Genomic DNA, 20,697 nt, shown 5'->3' on the forward strand with positions numbered 1-20,697 from the left:
TTATATTTTACGTAAAATCGAAGTAACCGATTGAATCAAAATAGGAACTCAGCTATGGTTAATGCATCAATAAAAAGAAATAAAAAACGAGTTAATCTACAGGCTCCTTATGGCTGCGGTAAAAGTAGCATTGTTGCAGCGATAGCAAATGAGCTTAAAAGGCCTAAAAAGATAGAAGTAGAATTACCAGATGAAGAAAAACTAAAAGTAGAACAACAAAACAGTATTAATTGGATTCACAGCGATATATCAACGTGGGGGGCAGCAAGCGGCAGTGTCGCACATGTGATACTCAGTAATATTATCGATGATATCAGCCAGCACTTAGATATGTGCGCCTTTCGCGCGTTACCAAAACATTATACCGAAGCCCTAAAATCAGGCGGCAGCATATTTCAGTTTGCATCTACACTACTCGCAGGCCCAGTTGATATCGAGCAAAGCTTTCAAAAGCTTAACAATGTTCTTAAAGTAACCAACTATAAATTACTGATCACCCTGCAAGATGTAGATCGCGGTACAGGCGATGAAAATGAAAAGCGCTTAAATGATATAGCTGCGCTTTTAGATAGATTAAAGAATAGAGATTTAAGTAACATCAACTTTATCATCGCTATGGGTAATGAAAATGAAGTTGCGGCAGAAGTAATATCAAAAGCGACTGATTATAGGGAGGATATTCATAAACAGAATGTTCTAGTGGTATTACGTAAATTCATTGAATTAAGTATCAATTATGCGATTGCAGAAGGCTGCTTTGTTATTTTTGAGGGGGAAATTTTAACCGCTGACAAATTAATGCGCATTTTGCGTGGGGGACGTGATTGGTACTTTTTAGAGCAAAAATTAATTGAAGTGGAAAACCAAATCTATTCAATTCGACAATTTAAAAAGATTCTTCGCAGAGTTAATCAGATTTGGCAAAAAGATAGGTTAATGGGAGAAATTAATTTTATTAACTTATTGATGGTTATTACTTTACGAGAAGTTAATCTCAAATCATTTGAGTTATACACAAAGTTAGAACCTTACAATATTAAAGCTCTGAGATCACATCATGAGTATGATCTAAAGCCATTTATTTTAGAGTGTGCAAGTGTAGGAAAAGAAGATGACTATCTAACTCGTTTTTATATCGAAATGCTTGATATAACAGCCGATAGAGTTCTTAATTCAGCGAAAAATCATGTACTAGATAACCCAGATGCTAAGTGGCAGCAAGATGGAAGTTTCAAAAATCAAGGTGTTGGATTTAATAATGGTTACACGGATTATTTAGTAAGAGTTTTAGCTGAGCGCATACCGCAAGAGCAGTATCAGATCAAAATGCCATTGCAAATGTAATTGAACTTTATGAATTAAAGCTAAATGATACAAAAGGCATACTTTTATTTATAAACCGTTATCTTGGCTTTAGCGATAAAGAAGTTATAAATTTTGAACGGTTCTTTGGTGTAGTCGATGATAAGTTTAGCGCTATAGAAAGTATTGGTAAAAGTATTATGAAACGGCCTCCTTTGGCTGATTATGGAGTTAATTGTGGTGTAGAAGAGGTACTTAAAAAATTGCTGGCAGAAAGTTTAACAATACATAATTTACAATATTTATTTAGTAGCCTTTTGGATAAAGGGTCATTAGGTGCTAATAATGAAAGCTCGAAGCGAGTAGAGTTTCTATATGACTTTTTAACCTTTCTAGGAGTTACTTCAGGGAAAACAGGCGTCTTTAGCCCAAGTTCAATAAAAGGAGCAGTTAGGTTTTTGGCTAACCCTTCAAACAAGTCGGCCTATTGTTTGTTTTATTTATTGTTGTTATCACATAGGGTGTCAATGTCTGACGAGCTTACAAATGATGAAATTCTAGAAAAGTTAAATAAAATTAAATTTGGAAGTCAAACACTGGATAAAATTTTAATCAGGCCATTAGATAAACTGCCAACTATTGATACTACCAACCTGACAGAGTTTAAGAATGTAAGCCATTTAAATTTGGAAACCAAACAGCTTTCAGGGCGAGATTTTTAGTTGGTTGATATGGGGATATATGAGGATACAAACTACTTGCCCGCAGTGTATAAGTGAAGCTGGTACTTATACGGCTTTTATAATGCAGTCACAGCAGTTAATTGATGATGGTATTCATAAAGTTGTTTGCGATAGAGGGCATAAATATACAGTTGAATTAAGAGCTCAAAAGTTTGAAATGCTTTTTGATATAGCTGTTAATGCAATTGGTGATGGATATATGAGAGAAGCAGTTGCTTCATTTGCAGCATCACTCGAGCGCTTCTATGAATTCTTTATTAAATATCATATTCATTCATTAGGAATTGATGAAAGTATTTTACTCAATACATGGAAGGAAGTTTCTAATCAATCAGAAAGACAACTAGGTGCTTTCACTTTTTTATTTTTAGCAAAATATAATGAGAAGGCCCAAACACTTGATAGTAATGCTGTTGGTTTTAGAAATAAGGTGATTCATAAAGGGTATATACCTACAGAAGCAGAAGCTATAGATTTTGGTGATAAAGTTTATTGTATTATTAAAAATACAGTGCAAAAGTTAGAGCTAAGTGAAAGGTTATATAGCTACTATAGCTCCACTCTGCCTTGTTCAAAAGGAGCTAAGTATTCATTGGCGCAACAGTCAAAAGCAATCTCGATGGGTCATAAAATAGATGGAACCAGTTTTAGAGATTATAAAAGTATTTTGAAACAATTTAGAATAGACGATGTTCGATGAACCTTTACAGAAATTCGAAGCTGTGTCTGTAACTTTCTCTGTGTAGCGAAGCGACTCGGTGTTCTCTGTGGTGAAATTGTTTTTTCAAATAGAATGCAGAGCAGGATTTTTCGTGGCTGAAGCCAACTCCTACGAGTGAAGAGTCGGCCTTAAACTTACCACTTAAAACTTACAGCTTGGTTTCTTCTTCTATCGCACTTACAATAAAATACGGATTTAAGTATTCATCTTTGGTGTTATAAACAAGCGGGCTGCCATCAAGCTTAGTGACTTTTGCGCCGGCGATTTCGGCTATAGCGTGACCTGCGCCGGTGTCCCATTCGCAGGTTGGGCCTAGGCGTGGGTAAATATCGGCGCTGCCTTCGGCGACTAAGCACAGTTTTAGTGAACTGCCTTTTGAGACCATTTCAACCTCATCAAAGCGTTTTACAAACTCGGCTAAATCCGGTGATGGATGCGAGCGGCTGCCGACTACGCGAATTAGGCCTTGGTTTGCTTTGGTGGTGACTTTCAGCTCAATGCGCTCATCACCGCGGTCCTTAAATGCGCCGATTGCCTCTGCTGCCAGATAAGACACGCCTAGCGCAGGCGCATCTACTACCGCTAAGATAGGCTTGCCGTTTTCAATCAAGGCGATGTTAACGGTAAACTCACCGTTCTTTTTAATAAACTCTTTAGTGCCGTCGATTGGGTCAACCAGCCAATAGCGGGTCCACGTTTGACGGATATCCCAGCTGATATCGGCACTTTCTTCACTTAATACTGGGATCTCTGGGGTTAAGTGGGCTAGGCCATTGGCAATCACTTTGTGAGCTGCAAGATCGGCGTCGGTTACAGGGCTTTCATCAGCTTTGTACTCAACGTTAAAATCCTTTTCATAAATCCCCATAATAGCGCTGCCAGCTTGGCGGGCAAGGATCAGTATTTCTTCGAGCAGTTCCGTTTGGTTCATGACTTAACCTTTAATAATTTGCTGTTGTTTTAGATACGCTATCAGCTCTTGCACCGATTGGTCTAGGGTGTTTTTACTGGTATCTAAAATTATTTCCGGTGAATGGGGTATTTGGTAGTCTGAATCTATACCTGTGAAGTGTTTTATTTCACCTGCGCGGGCTTTTTTGTATAAGCCTTTTGGATCGCGGCTCTCGCATACGTCCAGAGGTGTGTCTAAAAACACTTCGATAAATTCACCGTCATCGACTAAGTTTCTTACCATATCGCGTTCCGCGCGAAATGGGGAAATAAATGCGGTGAGTACCAATAATCCAGCATCGACCATTAGTTTAGCGGTTTCACCAACGCGGCGAATATTTTCGATACGGTCTTCGTCGCTAAAGCCTAAATCTTTACACAAGCCGTGGCGTACGTTGTCGCCATCAAGCAGGTAGGTGTGAATACCTTGTTGATTGAGTGCGCTTTCAAGGGCGTTTGCTACGGTGCTTTTACCTGAGCCGGAAAAACCAGTGAACCATAAAATAGCCGGTTTATGGCTTTTGTGTTCGCTACGTTGTGCTTTAGTAATGGCATAGTTATGCCAAACAATGTTCTCATCCATTATAAAACTCTCTTATGAGTAAGCGCTGGCTTAAAATGGAAATACCAGCGGGATCAGGGTTAATACCGTTATTGAATAAATAATAGAAAGCGGTAAGCCCATTAATACATAGTCTTTTAAACGATAATTGCCGGCGCTATAAACCATCAGGTTAGTTTGATAACCAAATGGTGATATAAAGCTTGCAGATGCACCAAAGGCGACCGCCATAATAAACGGCAGCGGGTCAACATTAAAGCCCATTGCTAATGCATAAGCGACAGGGAATGATAGTGCCGCTGCGGCGTTATTGGTGATAAGTTCGGTGAACATTACTGTCATTACAAAAATCGCGATAAACGCGCCATAGGGGCCAAAATCACCGAGTACATAAAACAATGCTGCAGATATTTGTCCAGCTAGGCCGGTGCCTATCATCAGTTTAGCAAGGCCAATGGCGCTACCAACTACAGCGAGTAATTCAATAGGAAAACGGCGTTTTACTTCGCTCAGCTTTATCGTTCCCGTGAGCATTAAGCCAATCAGCAATACTAATAAGCCTTTTACCAGTGGTACATAGCCAATAATGCTCAGCCCAAGTACCGTTGCAAAGCTCGCTAATACTAAGTTAGATTGCTTGGGCGCTAAGTGAGTTTGTAAATCAAGCCCGGAAATATACACAAATTCGCGTTTTAAATTAGGCAGACTATAAAAGTCTTTACCTGGTGCGAGGATCAGTGAGTCTCCCGCTTGCAGCTGCACCTTACCAAGGCCACCTTGTAAGCGGTCATGGCCGCGACGAATAGCGATAACAGCGGCATGAAACTGTTCACGAAAACGTGCTTCCTTAACTGTTTTTCCTATAAATTTAGATGATTGGCTGACAACAACTTCAACGAGGTGCTCAACATCTTTTTGATGTTTATCGTGAACTATTTTTAGCCCGTCAAAGCGTGTTAGCAATGGCACTGATTTGATGTCACCGACAAACAGCAATACATCGCCCGCTTTAATCACTTGTTGCGGGGTCACTGCACAAATGCGTTTATCGCCGCGAATAATTTCTGCTAGGAATAAGTCTTTAAGTTCGCGCAGGCCATTTTCTTCTACGCTTTTACCAATTAGTTTTGAGCCTTCTTCTATTTTACCTTCGAGATAAAAAGGCACCACTTCTTGATCGTTTTTGCCGTTGTCTGGCAAATATTTTAGCATCACTAAAATAGTGATCAGGCCCACACTTAATGCGCCTAACCCGACTATGGTAAAGTCGAAAAAGCCTAGCGGTGCCATGCCTGCATCAACGGCAAAACCATTGACGATTAAATTTGTTGAAGTACCAATTAAGGTAATTGTGCCACCTAAAATAGCAGTATACGACAGCGGTAATAGTAGCTTTGAAGGTGAATGGTTTGGATTGTCTTTTATGGCAGTAATGAGCGATGCGACAACCGCTGTATTATTGGTAAATGAGGATAAAAACGCTGTAGAAAGTCCGAGCTTAGTGACTGAGCTGGTTAAACTTCCTTTTGATAATGACTGGGCAAGCTTTTGTACGAGTGTAGTTTTTTCAACCGCAATCGAAACCAGTACTAATAACACTAAGGTGATCAGTGATGGATTGGCGTAGTTGATCAGCATATCTTCAAGGTCGATTAACCCGCCTAGATATGCGGTGCCAATGGCGCCAACAAAAAGCCATGCTGGCTTTAGCCGCGTGCCAAACAGGCACCCGACTAAAGTTAGCATAATGCCTGTTAATACTAGCTGTTGATACATGCTTTATATGTCCTTAACAGGCAAAGTTGGTTATTTAAGCTTTGAGATATCAAGCGCTTGCCAATGTGGGAAGTGCTTGCGTACTAACGCATTAAATTCAACTTCAAACTCACTAAAGTTACCCGTTTGTTCTTGCTTAGCAAGCACGTTTTCAATCATACCCGCCGCAACAGTTAAGTTAGATAAACGATCGATTAAAATAAACGCACCGGTTTCGTGATTGTTGTGATAAGCATCGGCCAAAATGGTTTCGGTCAATTCTAGGGTAACAATCGCGATTTCGTTTAACTGCAGGCTGTCTGCGCTGCCGTGTTCAAGGGTGTTCACATCAGTGGTGTGATCAATCTTTTTCACGATAGCCGAAGTATTTTTACTGCCTAGCTTAAAGTTATAGCTTTTACCCAGTACCAGCGGCGCTTCGTGCATCCACACAAGCTTTGCTTGTACTTGGTTAGTTACAGTCGCTGTTGAATCAGCAGGAACGATCACGTCCCCTCGGCTAATATCAATTTCAGTGTTAAGCGTTAAAGTAATTGCTTGACCAGCTTCGGCTGTGTCTAAGTTGCCGTCAAAGGTGACAATCTCTTTAATGCTTGAGGTTTTACCTGATGGCAATACTTTAATAGCATCACCAACGCGTAATTTTCCTGAGGTCAAAGTACCTTGGAAACCACGGAAGTTTAGGTTAGGGCGTACTACATACTGCACAGGGAAACGCGCTTCAAAGCCAGTGTCTGTTTCAGCTGCTGGTGAGTCTTCTAATAACTCAAGCAGTGGTTTGTCTGTGTAATATGGTGTGTGCTCTGAGCGTGTTACTACGTTATCGCCTTTAAGTGCCGACATAGGCACAAACTTGATGTTAGATACGTTAAGTTGCTCGGCAAATTTTAAATAATCGGCTTTAATGCGCTCATAAACGGTTTCGTCAAAATCAACAATATCCATTTTATTCACGGCAACAACAAACTGTTTAATACCCAATGAATCACAGATAAAGCTGTGACGCTTAGTTTGTACTTGCACACCGTAGCGCGCATCAACAAGAATAATCGCTACATCACTGGTTGATGCACCGGTTACCATGTTGCGGGTGTATTGCTCATGCCCTGGAGTATCAGCAATAATGAATTTACGTTTAGCCGTTGAAAAATAACGGTACGCTACATCAATAGTTATGCCTTGCTCACGCTCAGCTTGTAAGCCGTCAACCAGTAGTGCTAAATCGAGCTCTTCACCGGCATTACCGACTTTTTCGTTATCTTTATGCAGTGCTGCTAACTGATCTTCATAAATTTGGTGGCTGTCGTGCAGTAGGCGGCCAATTAGGGTTGATTTACCGTCATCCACACTACCACAGGTCAGCATACGCAATAGGCTTTTGTCTTGTTGGCGAGCAAGATAGGCGTCGATGCCAATTGCTTTTACTTCGTTAATTGTATCGCTAGTATTAATAGACATTAGAAATAGCCCTCACGTTTTTTCTTCTCCATTGAACCTGCTGAATCGTGGTCAATTACCCGACCTTCACGTTCAGATGACGTAGATAGCAGCATTTCTTCGATAATCTCAGTCAGTGTACTGGCTGTTGATTCCACTGCACCTGTAAGTGGGTAACAACCTAAAGTACGAAAACGAACAGATTTCATCATGGGTACTTCGCCTTCTTTAAGCGGCATACGCTCATCATCAACCATGATCAAAGTACCATCACGCTCTACAACAGGGCGCTCTTTGGCTAAGTAAAGCGGAACCATATCGATGTTTTCTTGATAGATATATTGCCAAATATCAAGTTCAGTCCAGTTAGAAAGTGGAAATACACGGATGCTTTCGCCAGGGTTAACTTGACTGTTATAGGTATTCCAAAGCTCTGGACGTTGGTTTTTTGGATCCCATCTGTGGTGTTTATCACGGAATGAATAAACACGCTCTTTAGCGCGAGATTTTTCTTCGTCGCGGCGTGCACCACCAAACGCGGCATCAAAGCCATATTTATCAAGCGCCTGTTTTAAGCCTTGGGTTTTCATGATATCGGTATGCTTACCAGAGCCATGAGTAAATGGGCTGATATCAATCGCTAAGCCTTCAGGATTTTTGTGGACGAGTAAGTCAAAACCGTACTCTTTTGCTAAGCGATCACGAAATTCGATCATTTCTTTAAACTTCCAGTTGGTATCAACGTGAAGCAGTGGAAACGGAATTTTACCTGGGTAAAACGCTTTACGCGCTAAATGTAAAAGTACCGATGAATCTTTACCGATAGAGTAAAGCATAACTGGGTTCTCAAACTCAGCAGCAACTTCGCGCATGATTTTGATACTTTCAGCTTCTAATTGCTGAAGGTGAGTTAAAGCCATTGTTAGTCGTCCTACTAAAATGATTAAAAGTTAAAATCTAAATAGTTTAAAGCTATGCCACGTCTGTAAGCGGTTGAGCAAAGCTACTGGTTTGGGCTTTTGTGCCAAACCAATGAAGTTCTTCATGTAATGAAGCAACTTCACCAATAATTAATAATGCCGGTGAAATAATGCTGTGACGCTCGATTAAATCGGCCAGCTCACCTAATTTACCGGTTACAACGCGTTGATTTTTGCGAGTACCGTTTTCAATAATTGCCACGGGTGTATCTGCACCGCGACCATGTTTTAATAATTGTGCTTGAATATGGGGAGACTTAATTACACCCATATAAATAGCCAGAGTTTGGTTTGGTTTTGCCAGTGATTGCCAATCTAGTTCTTGACCGTCTTTTTTACAGTGACCAGTTACAAACTGTATGGCTTGTGCATGGTCACGGTGCGTTAGCGGAATACCCGCATAAGCGCTACAACCTGCGGCAGCAGTTATGCCAGGGACGATTTGGTAATTTACGTTATTGGCTGCCAGTACTTGAACTTCTTCACCACCACGGCCATAAATAAACGGGTCGCCACCTTTAATGCGGCACACTTTTTTACCTTGCTTGGCAAGGTCAACTAGCATTTGGTTAGTATCTTCTTGCACGACACTGTGATCGCCTAAGCGTTTACCCACACAAATTAAATCAGCATCGCGGCGTACTAGCTCCATAATTTCGTCAGAGACTAGAAAGTCATACACCACCACATCAGCTTGTTGCATTAGTTGCAGTGCTTTCAGTGTTAATAGCTCTGGATCTCCTGGACCTGCGCCAATTACGTATACTTCACCTTCAGGATCCAGTTTGCTATCGAGTAATTGTTCAAGCTGTACGCTTGCGGCAGCTGTATCACCCGTTTGTACTTTGCTGACGACAGATGAATCAAATACGCCTTCCCAAAATTGGCGACGATCAGCAAAACTCGTGAAGCGCTGTTTTACTTTGTCGCGAAAGCTGCCAACTAAACTTGCAAGCGGGCCGATGTGTTGTGGAATAAGCGTTTCTAACTTCTCGCGTAAGCGCCGTGCTAATACCGGCGCTGTGCCAGCACTTGAAATTGCAATAGTGATCGGGTCACGATCAACAATTGAAGGAAAAATAAAGGTGCATTTAGGTTGGTCATCCACCACGTTAACGAATACATTTCGTGCATTTGCGAGTTCAAATACGCTGTTATTTACGTCATCATTGTCGGTTGCGGCAATGACCAGCATTTTGCCATCAAGATGTGATTCATCAAAAAAAGCGTCAATTAGAGTGACATCATTATTTTGTGCATGCTCTTTTAATTCATCACAAAACCAAGGTGCTACTAAAGTGACATCAGCGCGAGCTTTCAAAAATGCACGGCACTTACGTAACGCAACCTCTCCACCGCCAACAACCAATACAGGTTTATTGTCGAGCTTGGTAAAGATAGGTAAATATTGCATGTGTAGACCCTTGGAAAAAATTACAGCAAAGATGCTTTTCAGAAACTCAGAATATAGTGGCGTAAGCTAAGTAAAAAATAATTAAAACCCAGTTAATATAACTAAAAGTTATATAGGGTTGTCCGATTTGGCTTAAGCCTTAGTTAACAGGGGATTGCGCCGAGTTACAAGTACTATAATGACTATATATCGAGCTTAGAGTGTTTGGTTATTAGCTATAGCGAGAATAGTTAAATTTGGTACTATTGCTAATACATGAACTTACTTGGTGGATTTATGACAACGCAACTAACTGATGCGGCATTGGCCGTGCAATTAATGGATTTAACCAGTTTAAATAGTAATGATAGCGCGGCAACAATACAGGCCTTGGTGGCTAGTATTAAGCCCAACCTAGGTATTCCGGCTGCAGTGTGTGTTTATAGTGAGTTTGTTGATGACGCCAAGCTTGCTTTAGCTGAGCGCGAGCTTAGTTATGTAAAAGTCGCCACAGTAACTAACTTTCCCTCAGGCAACAGTGAGCTAAGTGAAGTAATTAATGAAACATTAATCGCAATAGAGCGTGGCGCAGATGAAATTGATTTGGTGTTACCGTATCAAGCCTTAATCGCGGGGGACGAAGCCACAGCGCTAGAATATGTGCGTGCCAGTAAAGAGTGTTGTCCTGAACACGTACAATTAAAAGTAATTATAGAATCCGGCGCACTAAAAACAGCGCAGTTGATAACACTGGCGACAGAAATAGCAATTGCCGGTGGTGCTGACTTTGTTAAAACCAGCACCGGCAAAGTAGCTACAAATGCCACTCTTGAAGCAACCGATGTGATGTTAAGTACGATTAAAAAGTCGTCGCGTGTAGTCGGTTTTAAAGCTGCAGGTGGCGTGAAAACGGTTATGGATGCAAGTAATTACTTACAGCTAGCGACTGATATTATGGGAGAAAGTTATTTGAATCCGTCAACATTTAGATTTGGTGCATCAAGCCTGTTAGCTGATGTATATGCGGTACTTAATGACGCGTCATAGTGAGCAAGAAAAATTACAACTTGAGCATGATGCAGGCAAGTTATTCTTGCGTTGCTATGAACATCGCTTTGGTATTCCAATGCGCCATATTTGGCATAATCAGCCGAGTAAACCAGATATCAGTTGTTATCGTAATGAACAGAAGCTTGATATTGAAATAGCACATTTATATGCCAGCGAAACCGAAGCCATGGCAGTACTCGGCAGGCCTTTATCTATAAGCATGCAACGAGATCTTGCTGATATGGCAATGCAACCAAGTGAGCAGCGGCTGCACTGTGCACTGCAGCGGTTATTAGAACAAAAAGGAAAAAAGCACTATCAATCAGAGCAAACATGGCTGCTTATTCGTAACGCCAGCACCATTTGGCATAAAGCGGATTTTGACGCTGAGTTACAGAATATAACGATACCGCTTACCCATCCTTTTCAACAAATTTGGTTGCTTTGTGATTTTTATCAGGGCGAGCTGTTACAGCTGTTCTAAGTATATAGATGGTATAGCAGCCAAGAATAAACTGGCTGCTAAATAACCTGATCTTTGGTTAGTTAATTTTAAACATACTACCTAAGCTCTCAAGCCCTGACTTATTGGTTTTGGCAATACATTGACTTTCATCGAGTGACTTTTTGGTTGCTTCGTCTGCAAGTCCAGTCACTTTTAATTGTTTCTCTTGTTGGTATTCACGCAGTGCAATGACTGTTTGACGGTCGTATTTAACATCTTCAGTTTCAAATTCTTCATAATCGGGTTGGTTTTTTAAATAACCTAAACAGACTAGATTCATGCGAGACATGGCTAAATCCATCTTTTCATAATGCGGCATTCTATGCGTAGGAACATCTACTTTTGCTACTGGAGCAACGGCTTTTGACTTGGCTGCCGTGGTAGTAAGCGGTGGTGGTGCTGTGTATCCTGATGCTAAGGTATTATTGCTGTTATAGCGATAGTAAGTAGCTGGGACTTTAGTTTGTAAAAACTCAACGGCTTTGATTATCACTTCGCGGAGCGCTTTTTCTTTAGGGGTGTTTGACCAGCCACTTAAATTACCACCGACTAATGCACCACCAAAATTAGTTGCCGCACTGGTAAAATCAAAATCTTTGCTACCTCCTTCGACGCTGGTGGCTGCTAAAATACGTGAGGTGCGAGTATCGATAAGGCGCAAATCAATCGCCATATGCGAGCCTGAAAAACCTGCCGATACTGAGCTAAACACATCACCTATAAAACCGCCAGTACCAACACTGGCACCTGAGCTGTCGTCATCAAATTCAGTTACTGCTGCTACCACAACTATTTCGGCTCCTTCAATTTCACCGTAAGCTGCCCCTGATGCTGCGCTAACACGACCTGAAGCCGCTAGATCTTGCTCAGATAACACTGCATCTAACGCTTGGCGTTCAAGTACGATAAAGCGATTGGTGCCTACCAAAGCTGTGGTGAGTTGGTCGGCCATGCCTTCACCTATTTCTTTTCGCCACCAATGAGAGTCATTCGATTTATCGGTAAAGCGTGCCACGGCAATACGCGCTTTTGGACCATTATATTGTTGTTGGGCGACTTCATTAATGTTTGGTGAATCTTGGTTTGAAGTGACCTTGGTCGAGGTACTTTGGCAAGCGCTAAGACTGCTAGCAACGAGGGTTGCCAACAGTACTTTTTTAGTTGTTGTGAGCATATGATTTTCCTTAATTAATGTGCCAAATAGAAACAGTGAAGGTTTTTATTCTACAAATTGTTTTAAAGTTAATTTAAAGAAATCATAAGGTTAAAAATAGTACTGAGGCGAACACTTTGGTCACACAGACGAAGTTTTTGCATTCAGGTTGGTATTTTCCCTAAACTGCTTGGGCGAAACGTTATGCTTTGCCTTAAAGCAGCGAGCAAAGTAACTTTGTGAGCTAAAGCCGACTTTTTCAGCAATTAAACCTATGCTCAGATCGCTGTCGCTAAGTAACTTTTCAGCATACTCTAAACGAGTATTACGAATATAATCACTGGGAGTTAAATTGTAGAGTGCTTTCATTTTCAGTTGTAAGGCACGTGGGCTTAAATATAATCCTGCAGCGAATTCTTCAATACTAAACGCTTCGTTGTGATAGTTATCACGGATGATGTTTTTCAGGCGTTCGGTAAATTGGTAATCTTTACTTTGTGTAAGCTGCTGATCGAGTACCAGCGGCGGAGCATGAGCCGCAAGCTGCTTTGCTAAGTGCCGATTAAGGACTGCACGAATACTCAGTAACCCTTGTACTCTACTGAGCAGTAATTGCGGCTCAAATGGTTTACTTAAAAAATCATCTGCTAGTAAATCAAGGCCTTTTAGTCTGCTTTGTGTATCGGCTTTTGCTGACAATAATAACACTGGTATATGGCTGGTAATGTTATTTGTGCGTAGCGCATTAAGTAATTGATAACCGTCCATGCAAGGCATCATCACATCGCTGATCACTAGATCTGGCATTTCTGTTTGGCAGATGGCTAAGCCTTGTTCGCCGTTAATAGCACTTAAGCAGTGGTACTCAGTAGCAAACAAAGTCAGCAGTAGTTCGCGCATTTCGTCGTTATCTTCAACAATCAGTAGCTTTTGCGAATTGCTGAGGCGGGTTGCTTCATTTACTGGTGCTGCTAGCGAAGTTGCGCCATGCTCTGCTTCAGTCAAAGGCAGAGATACAGTAAAACAACTGCCTTTACCTACTTCACTTGTTAGTGAAATCTGCCCGCCGTATTGCTCTAGCAATTGTTTAACTAAAGCAAGGCCAATTCCACTGCCGTTTTGATTTTGTGCTGCAACACGCGTAAAGCGTTCAAAAATAATGCCTTGTTGGTGTTTTTCGATGCCAATACCGGTGTCAACAATCGCGATATGAGCCATGTTATTATGCACTGATAAGCTAATCTCAACTTGACCGCCTGAGTGGGTATATTTGAGGGCATTACTAACTAAGTTGGTAATAATTGACGTTGCATGTTCTGGCTCAAGGGCTATGCAGCAAGAGCCTTGGCTGAGATCTGTCATTGTTACGTGAATACCTTTTTGTTCAAACAGCACCGTGAAGTCAGCAACCAGCTGCTTTATAAATGGTGCTAAAGGATAGGGCGAAACGTAATGTATAGCGCAGCTGGGGCGTTGGCTTAGCTGTAATAGTTGATTTATTAAGGTCAGCAAACGTAGGCTATTGCGTTTGATCATCGATAATTGTTTTTGGCTAGCTTGATCTTTATGGTTTAGCTGCAAGCTTTCAAGTGGCGCGAGTATTAAACTCAGAGGCGTTTTTAATTCATGGCTAATATTATCTAAAAATTGACTTTTTAAGCGATTCAGTTCACGGGCTTGATTACTTGTTTGTTCGGCCAGCTTAGCGCGGTATAGCGAGGCCGCAATAAGCCAAATAATAACCCCAGTGAGAAGAACATAACCGGCATAGGCAAGGCGACTTTGCCACCACGGCGGCACCACCGTGAAATCGAGCATAGCTTTAGCATTACTCCACTGGCCATACTGATCTTTTACTTTTAGTTGCAGCTGATAGTCGCCTGCGGGCAGTTGCGGGTAGTTTATTTGTCGTTGTTGTGCGTTGGTATATAGAAATTGCTTATCAAAACCAGCGAGTTTGTATGCATATTGATATTGTTGAGGTGCCGACGGGCTATTTAATGCTGAGAACTTAAAGCCGATCACGCCGACACCTTTGTTAAAGGAGAGTGTTTGTATATAGCTAATTAATTTCGCAGCTTGAGTCTCGTGCTTAGTGTATGGGGCAGTGGCTATCGCTTGATTGTTAATTAGTAATTCGGTTAATACAGGCTCTGGAGTTGTAGCTGCCAGCTTTAGCTTAAGCGGATCAAATTGATTAAAGCCGTTGATCCCGCCAAAAAATAGTTCACCGTTCTGCGCTTGATAAGCCGCGCCGAGAATAAATGAATTATGTTGCACGCCATCACGGGGTAAAAAATGCTGCATATTTTCAGAGCTGGGCTGATAACGTGTTAAACCTTGGTTGCTTGCCAGCCACAGGTAACCTTTGGCATCCTGTTTAATGGCAAAAATATTATCGTTTAGCAGGCCATCATGCTCGGTGATTCGGGTTATCTCTGCCGTTGTTTTATTCAGTTTATTTAAGCCTCCAAAAGTACCCACCCACAGTGTATTGTCATCTTGCAGATGAAGGGCGGTAACCATGTTATGACTTAAGCTATTTGGGTTTGTTTGATCGGCTTGATAATGGCTAAATTCATTGTTGTTGAGGGTGAGTTTATTTAAGCCAACTCGAGTACCAGCCCAAATTGCATTAGCAACGTTATCGTAAACGAGGCTAAATACGGTGTTGTTCGATATACTATTGTGTTGTTCCGAGTGCTTAAAATGCTCAATGGTCAAGTTATCTGGGTTAAACAGACTTAAACCTTGATTGCTTCCCAACCATAAGTTGCCGTTCCGATCGCTGGTGATCGCATAAATGTTATTGCTGCTGAGCTGATGGCTTTGCACTGTGAATGATGTAAAGTCATCGCTTTCGCGGTTATAACGCAATAAACCGCCACCATAGGTGCCAATCCAAATACGCTGTTGGCTATCTTCATGAAGGCTGAATATATTGTTGTTGGTAAGGTTGCTGGTATCGACGTGATAGCGCACAAAGCCGTCTTTTGTTTGTCTATTTAACCCGTTGCGGGTACCGACCCATAATTGCCCTTGCGAATCTTTAAGTAAGGCCCGGATAAAATCATGGCTAATACTGTTAGGGTCATCGCTGTGTTGTTGATGATTAAATTGATTTTGGCGCATATCGTAGCGTTGTAACCCATAACCATCAGTGCCTATCCACAGAATACCTTGCAGGTCTTGATACAAAGACAGTAAGTAATCATTAACAAGCCCATGACGTTGCTGTGGAAGGTGTTTAAATTGGCTAAAGCTTGTCAGAGTTGTTTGATAGTTGGGATTATAATATAAGCCTTGGCCGTAGCTGCTAAGCCAAAGATGCTCGTTATTATCGATTAAAATATCGCTTATCCATATACCATCTAGTTGTTTTATATCATTAAACTGTTCACTTTCTAAATCAAAGACACTAAGCCCTGTTTTACTGGCAATCAGTAGCTGCCCTTGTGGCGTGAGTTTTAGGCGCCATAGTTGCTTTTTACTTGCTGAAAAGTGGCTAAATTTAGCTGTTTTTGTATCAAATTTTATTAATCCTTCATTACTGGCCAGCCATAAATTTTGCTTAGCATCAATCACCATATCCTGAAAAATAATACTACCTTGGGTGTTTGGCGAGTAGGTAAAGTAGGCAGTTTCATGCTCGGCTACATTTAGGCGAGTTAAGTTACCATCTTCATGGCCTAACCATAAATTATTGTGTTGATCAGTAAGCATTGACCAAATGCGGTTATCTTTAATCGCTAATGGACTGCTACGGTTAAAATGAGTGAATGTACCGGTGTCTGTATTTAGGGCGTTTAGCCCTTGTGTAGCTGTAGAAAACCACAGCAGATTATTGTCAGTGGTAACACAGTCGGTGATCCAATTACTCGATAGGCTTGGCTGGGTTGGATGAGACTTAAAGCGTTTAAATTCATAACCATCAAAACGGTTGAGCCCACCTTGGGTGGCGAACCAATGAAAACCACGGCGATCAGTTATGCTGCAAGTGACAGAGTTTTGCGTTAAACCCTGTTCATTAGAGAAGGAGTCTAAATGTAAAGACAGTGCCAGCGCGCTGTTATGAAATAGCCATAAAAAACCAATAATGGCCGTATAGATAGTTGTTTTTATTGTTAGCACGTGCTTCCTCGTGCGTAGTAATATCCCTTGAATTGAAACAATCATAAACTGCTTTTTAATCAATGTTAAGATGGATTTTTCAATCTAGTGATGAGATTTTGACTTATGGGCATCTTTTACACTTGTGTTAATGAATTGCGTAAGTATAATAGGCATCCACTTTGCAGGGGCGTAGTTCCAATTGGTAGAACAGCGGTCTCCAAAACCGATGGTTGGGAGTTCGAGTCTCTCCGCCCCTGCCATTTTATCCTGTTTGTGGGTAAAGTCTGAGGTTAAAAATCGGTTTAAATAAGTCTGTTTTTAAGTTTGGATTTTAATGGATTAACCCTGCCATAGTGTAGGGTTGTTGTGTCTGTAGTTAAGGTAATAATATTATGAGCACGAATGTAGAAACTCCATCAAGTGCGATGGATTCAGTAAAGTGGCTTGTGGCAATTGCGCTACTTGCAGGCGCAGTAGTTGGTAATTATATGTACGCAGATCAGTCTGTGTTATTACGTGCTATTAGTGTTGTTGTTGCTGTTGCCGCTGGTTTGGGGATTGCATCACAAACTGAAAAAGGGCGTACCTTCCTTGCTTTTGCAAAAGAAGCACGCATCGAAGTACGTAAAGTAGTGTGGCCTACGCGCCAAGAAACTACCCATACGACATTTATTGTAATGGTTGCAACTGCGATTATGGCACTTATCCTTTGGGGATTAGATGGCATTTTATTCCGCGCAGTAGGCTTTTTAACTGGATTGGAGATCTGATCCCATGTCGGATGAGAACAACGAAAAGAAACTACGTTGGTACGTAGTACAGGCTTTCTCAGGTTATGAGAAGCGTGTTGCACAAACTATTCTTGAGCATATCAAGATCGAAGGTTTGGAAGATAGCTTTGGTGAAGTATTAGTACCTACTGAAGAAGTGGTTGAGATGCGCGCTGGTCAAAAGCGTAAATCTGAGCGCAAATTCTTCCCAGGTTATGTACTTATCCAAATGGATATGAACGATAAAAGCTGGCATTTAGTAAATAGCACCGCGCGTGTTATGGGCTTTATCGGTGGTACGTCTGATCGTCCAGCACCAATTAGCGCTAAAGAAGCTGATCGTATTCTTAACCGCTTACAAGAAAACGCTGAAGCGCCTAAGCCTGCAACGTTATTTGAACCAGGTGAAGTGGTACGTGTTGTTGACGGCCCATTTGCTGATTTCAGTGGTGTGGTTGAAGCTGTTGACTATGAAAAGAGCCGCGTAAAAGTATCGGTACTTATCTTTGGTCGTTCTACTCCTGTTGAACTTGAATTTGGTCAAGTTGAGCAAGATAGATAAACAAATTAACTGATTTATACCAAAAAATATATTGTTTGGTATAAAGCTTGAAAAAGGCCGCTGATTAACTTATAATCAGCGGCCTTTTTGTATTCAAAGTAAGCATTTCTTGGTTTGTATACAGAAAAGTGAGAAACCAATTTTTAAACTGGGAAGCCGCTAGAGTACGCGTCCTCGCGCGCACAAGGCTAAGACCCACCTAATGAGGTATTTATAATGGCTAAGAAAGTTGAAGCTCTAATCAAGCTACAAGTTGCTGCTGGTATGGCTAACCCTAGTCCTCCAGTAGGTCCAGCACTAGGTCAACACGGTGTAAACATCATGGAATTCTGTAAAGCGTTCAACGCACGTACAGAATCTATCGAAAAAGGCGCTCCAGTTCCTGTAGTGATCTCTGTTTACGGCGACCGTTCATTTACGTTCGACATGAAAACGCCACCGGCTGCTTACTTACTTAAGAAAGCTGCAGGTATCAAATCTGGTTCAGGCCGTCCTAACACTGAAAAAGTAGGCACAGTAACTCGTGCTCAACTTGAAGAAATCGTTGAGACAAAGAAACCTGACCTTACAGCTTCTGATTTAGAAGCTGCGGTTCGCACTATCGCAGGTTCTGCGCGTGCGATGGGCTTGAACGTAGAGGACTAAGATAATGGCTAAATTAACTAAACGTATGCGTACTATCCGCGAAAAAGTGGAAGCGACTAAAGATTACGAAATCACCGAAGCAGTTGCTCTTTTAAAAGAGTTAGCGACAGCTAAATTCGTAGAAAGTGTTGACGTTGCTGTTAACCTTGGTATCGATGCTCGTAAATCTGACCAAAACGTTCGTGGTGCAACTGTACTACCTAACGGTACTGGTCGTGACGTTCGCGTTGCAGTGTTCACACAAGGCGCTAACGCAGAAGCTGCGAAAGAAGCTGGTGCTGAACTAGTAGGTATGGAAGATCTTGCTGAGCTAGTTAAGAAAGGCGAGATGAACTTTGACGTTGTTGTTGCATCACCAGACGCTATGCGTGTTGTTGGTCAACTAGGTCAAATCTTAGGCCCACGTGGTCTAATGCCAAACCCTAAAACTGGTACTGTAACACCTAACGTTGCAGAAGCAGTTAAAAATGCTAAAGCTGGTCAAGTGCGTTACCGCAATGACAAAAATGGTATCATCCATACTACTATTGGTAAGGTTGATTTCACAGTTGAGCAACTTCAACAAAACCTTGAGTCGCTAATTGTTGCGCTTAAGAAGGCTAAGCCTTCACAAGCAAAAGGTGTTTACGTTAAGAAAGTAACCATCTCTACAACAATGGGCGCAGGTGTTTCTGTTGACCAAAGCACTTTAACAACAACTGTTGTTTAATTGAGTGTTTACATGGCGTGAAATTTATACTATAATTTTGCGCCATTTTGTTGAGAAATTTTGTTTTCTCAACAAGTAAAGAATTCGGGTTGAAGTCCATAATTTCGGTGCGCCTTCGGGCAAAACGATAAATTGGGCTTCCGTCCAAGACCGTAGGTGGCTTCGGCCTTAATATTCACCTACGTAGACGGTGTGAATCCCCAGATAGATTTTTCCTAATCTTCTGGCTCTCGCCGTAAAAAGCATCTCTATCTTGTTTGGTAGGGAAGAGTAGAACAGGGAAGCCGATGTACGGTAACCCATTAAACCAGGAGTAACACCCATGGCTTTAAATCTTCAAGGCAAAAAAGCAATTGTTGCTGAAGTCAACGAAGCAGCCAATGGTGCTCTATCTGCAGTTGTTGCAGATTCTCGTGGTGTAACAGTTGGCGCAATCACTGCCCTTCGTAAAGAAGCTCGTGCAAATGGTGTTTGGATGAAAGTTGTCCGTAACACTTTAGCAAAACGTGCTCTTGAAGGAACACAGTTTGAGTGCCTTTCTGATTCATTTGTTGGTCCAAGCTTAATCGCTTTCTCATCAGAGCACCCAGGTGCTGCTGCGCGTATCTTTTCTGCTTTTGCAAAGAAGAACGAGAAATTTGAGCTTAAAACGGCCGCTTTTGAAGGAAATGTTGTTGATGCAGCAATGCTTGCTACATTACCTACATACGACGAAGCTGTTGCACGCTTAATGAGCGCTATGAAAGAAGCGTCTGCTGGCAAATTGTGTAAAACAATTGAAGCAGTACGTGTACAGAAAGAAGAGCAAGCTGCTTAATTTTAAGCTGTTTAATCAATCTTTCGGTGTAAAATTTTTTTGGACCTAGAGTCCGTTAATTATTAGGAAATTTGTAATGTCTGTAACTAAAGACCAAATCCTTGACGCAATTGCTGAAATGTCAGTAATGGACGTTGTTGCTCTTGTTGAAGCAATGGAAGAAAAATTCGGCGTAACTGCTGCAGCTGCTATGGTAGCAGGTCCTGCTGCTGAAGCTGCTGAAGAGAAAACAGAATTTGACGTAATCCTTACTGGCGCTGGCGCTAATAAAGTTGCGGCAATCAAAGCTGTTCGTAGCGCAACTGGCCTAGGCCTTAAAGAAGCGAAAGCTCTTGTTGAAGCTGCTCCTACACCTGTTAAAGAAGGTGTATCTAAAGAAGAAGCTGAAGCTCTTGCTAAAGACCTTACTGAAGCTGGTGCTGAAGTTGAGGTTAAGTAATTTAGCTTTTGCTAAGTTCGCTGTCTGAGAAATCAGGCAAGGGCTGGTGATTATTTAATCACCGGCCTT

19 protein-coding genes and 1 tRNA gene are annotated in these 20,697 nt (G+C 41.6%); 12 read left to right on the top strand and 8 right to left on the bottom strand.

Annotated features, from left to right (window positions below; translation table 11 throughout):
- Positions 1–54: 54 nt before the first annotated feature.
- The 3 genes from PVK79_RS02725 to PVK79_RS02735 all read left to right on the top strand — a co-directional run bounded on the left by PVK79_RS02725 (position 55) and on the right by PVK79_RS02735 (position 2,745).
- On the top strand, positions 55–1,344 hold the full coding sequence (locus PVK79_RS02725) for a KAP family NTPase (RefSeq protein ID WP_257325254.1): 1,290 nt from the start codon (positions 55–57) through the stop codon (positions 1,342–1,344).
- Between the two features lie 158 nt (positions 1,345–1,502).
- Positions 1,503–2,024 (top strand): hypothetical protein, encoded by a 522-nt coding sequence (locus PVK79_RS02730; protein WP_257325255.1) that lies wholly within the window; start codon positions 1,503–1,505, stop codon positions 2,022–2,024.
- Between the two features lie 82 nt (positions 2,025–2,106).
- Positions 2,107–2,745: a hypothetical protein gene (locus PVK79_RS02735; RefSeq protein WP_257325256.1), complete on the top strand. Its 639-nt coding sequence runs from the start codon at positions 2,107–2,109 to the stop codon at positions 2,743–2,745.
- A 169-nt stretch (positions 2,746–2,914) separates the two neighbouring features.
- Here the strand turns inward: PVK79_RS02735 and cysQ are convergent, their stop codons facing one another.
- From cysQ to cysG, 6 genes are read right to left on the bottom strand one after another with little or no spacing between them, the layout of a single operon-like run.
- On the bottom strand, positions 2,915–3,697 hold the full coding sequence (cysQ, locus tag PVK79_RS02740) for a 3'(2'),5'-bisphosphate nucleotidase CysQ (protein ID WP_257325257.1): 783 nt from the start codon (positions 3,695–3,697) through the stop codon (positions 2,915–2,917).
- Between the two features lie 3 nt (positions 3,698–3,700).
- Entirely contained in the window at positions 3,701–4,300 is a 600-nt protein-coding gene (cysC, locus tag PVK79_RS02745) for an adenylyl-sulfate kinase (protein ID WP_145238262.1), read from the bottom strand.
- A gap of 30 nt (positions 4,301–4,330) precedes the next feature.
- Positions 4,331–6,055 (bottom strand): SLC13 family permease, encoded by a 1,725-nt coding sequence (locus PVK79_RS02750; RefSeq protein WP_182719264.1) that lies wholly within the window; start codon positions 6,053–6,055, stop codon positions 4,331–4,333.
- 30 nt (positions 6,056–6,085) lie between these two features.
- Positions 6,086–7,513, bottom strand: a complete 1,428-nt coding sequence (gene cysN / locus PVK79_RS02755; RefSeq protein ID WP_257325258.1) for a sulfate adenylyltransferase subunit CysN — start codon at positions 7,511–7,513, stop codon at positions 6,086–6,088.
- Positions 7,513–8,412 (bottom strand): sulfate adenylyltransferase subunit CysD, encoded by a 900-nt coding sequence (gene cysD, locus PVK79_RS02760; RefSeq protein ID WP_145238271.1) that lies wholly within the window; start codon positions 8,410–8,412, stop codon positions 7,513–7,515. Before cysD ends, cysN begins: the two co-directional genes overlap by 1 nt.
- Before the next feature lie 52 nt (positions 8,413–8,464).
- Entirely contained in the window at positions 8,465–9,886 is a 1,422-nt protein-coding gene (gene cysG / locus PVK79_RS02765; RefSeq protein WP_149983363.1) for a siroheme synthase CysG, read from the bottom strand.
- Between the two features lie 276 nt (positions 9,887–10,162).
- Here cysG and deoC point away from each other — a divergent pair, with 276 nt between their 5' ends.
- Both deoC and PVK79_RS02775 read left to right on the top strand, forming a co-directional pair.
- Positions 10,163–10,912 (top strand): deoxyribose-phosphate aldolase, encoded by a 750-nt coding sequence (gene deoC, locus PVK79_RS02770; protein ID WP_182735508.1) that lies wholly within the window; start codon positions 10,163–10,165, stop codon positions 10,910–10,912.
- Entirely contained in the window at positions 10,899–11,399 is a 501-nt protein-coding gene (locus PVK79_RS02775; RefSeq protein WP_145238280.1) for a hypothetical protein, read from the top strand. Before deoC ends, PVK79_RS02775 begins: the two co-directional genes overlap by 14 nt.
- A 58-nt stretch (positions 11,400–11,457) precedes the next feature.
- On the opposite strand, the gene PVK79_RS02780 is transcribed toward PVK79_RS02775, so the two are convergent.
- Positions 11,458–12,594, bottom strand: a complete 1,137-nt coding sequence (locus PVK79_RS02780) for a CsgG/HfaB family protein (protein ID WP_257325259.1) — start codon at positions 12,592–12,594, stop codon at positions 11,458–11,460.
- 120 nt (positions 12,595–12,714) lie between these two features.
- Positions 12,715–16,704: a two-component regulator propeller domain-containing protein gene (locus tag PVK79_RS02785; RefSeq protein ID WP_257325260.1), complete on the bottom strand. Its 3,990-nt coding sequence runs from the start codon at positions 16,702–16,704 to the stop codon at positions 12,715–12,717.
- A 165-nt stretch (positions 16,705–16,869) separates the two neighbouring features.
- Here PVK79_RS02785 and PVK79_RS02790 point away from each other — a divergent pair.
- The 7 genes from PVK79_RS02790 (at position 16,870) to rplL (ending at position 20,628) form a co-directional block, all read left to right on the top strand.
- A tRNA-Trp gene (locus tag PVK79_RS02790) sits at positions 16,870–16,946 on the top strand.
- A gap of 132 nt (positions 16,947–17,078) precedes the next feature.
- Entirely contained in the window at positions 17,079–17,456 is a 378-nt protein-coding gene (secE, locus tag PVK79_RS02795; protein ID WP_182732022.1) for a preprotein translocase subunit SecE, read from the top strand.
- A gap of 4 nt (positions 17,457–17,460) precedes the next feature.
- On the top strand, positions 17,461–18,018 hold the full coding sequence (gene nusG / locus PVK79_RS02800; protein ID WP_145238289.1) for a transcription termination/antitermination protein NusG: 558 nt from the start codon (positions 17,461–17,463) through the stop codon (positions 18,016–18,018).
- A gap of 216 nt (positions 18,019–18,234) precedes the next feature.
- Entirely contained in the window at positions 18,235–18,663 is a 429-nt protein-coding gene (rplK, locus tag PVK79_RS02805) for a 50S ribosomal protein L11 (RefSeq protein ID WP_008108462.1), read from the top strand.
- A gap of 4 nt (positions 18,664–18,667) precedes the next feature.
- On the top strand, positions 18,668–19,372 hold the full coding sequence (gene rplA / locus PVK79_RS02810) for a 50S ribosomal protein L1 (RefSeq protein WP_145238292.1): 705 nt from the start codon (positions 18,668–18,670) through the stop codon (positions 19,370–19,372).
- 322 nt (positions 19,373–19,694) lie between these two features.
- Entirely contained in the window at positions 19,695–20,189 is a 495-nt protein-coding gene (gene rplJ / locus PVK79_RS02815; RefSeq protein WP_145238296.1) for a 50S ribosomal protein L10, read from the top strand.
- 76 nt (positions 20,190–20,265) lie between these two features.
- The gene (gene rplL / locus PVK79_RS02820) at positions 20,266–20,628 is read left to right on the top strand and encodes a 50S ribosomal protein L7/L12 (RefSeq protein ID WP_064668694.1); all 363 of its coding nucleotides are present in this window, start codon (positions 20,266–20,268) and stop codon (positions 20,626–20,628) included.
- Positions 20,629–20,697: the final 69 nt, after the last annotated feature.

Origin of the sequence: Pseudoalteromonas rhizosphaerae (assembly GCF_028885455.1) — a bacterium.
Classification (GTDB): Bacteria; Pseudomonadota; Gammaproteobacteria; order Enterobacterales; family Alteromonadaceae; genus Pseudoalteromonas; species Pseudoalteromonas rhizosphaerae.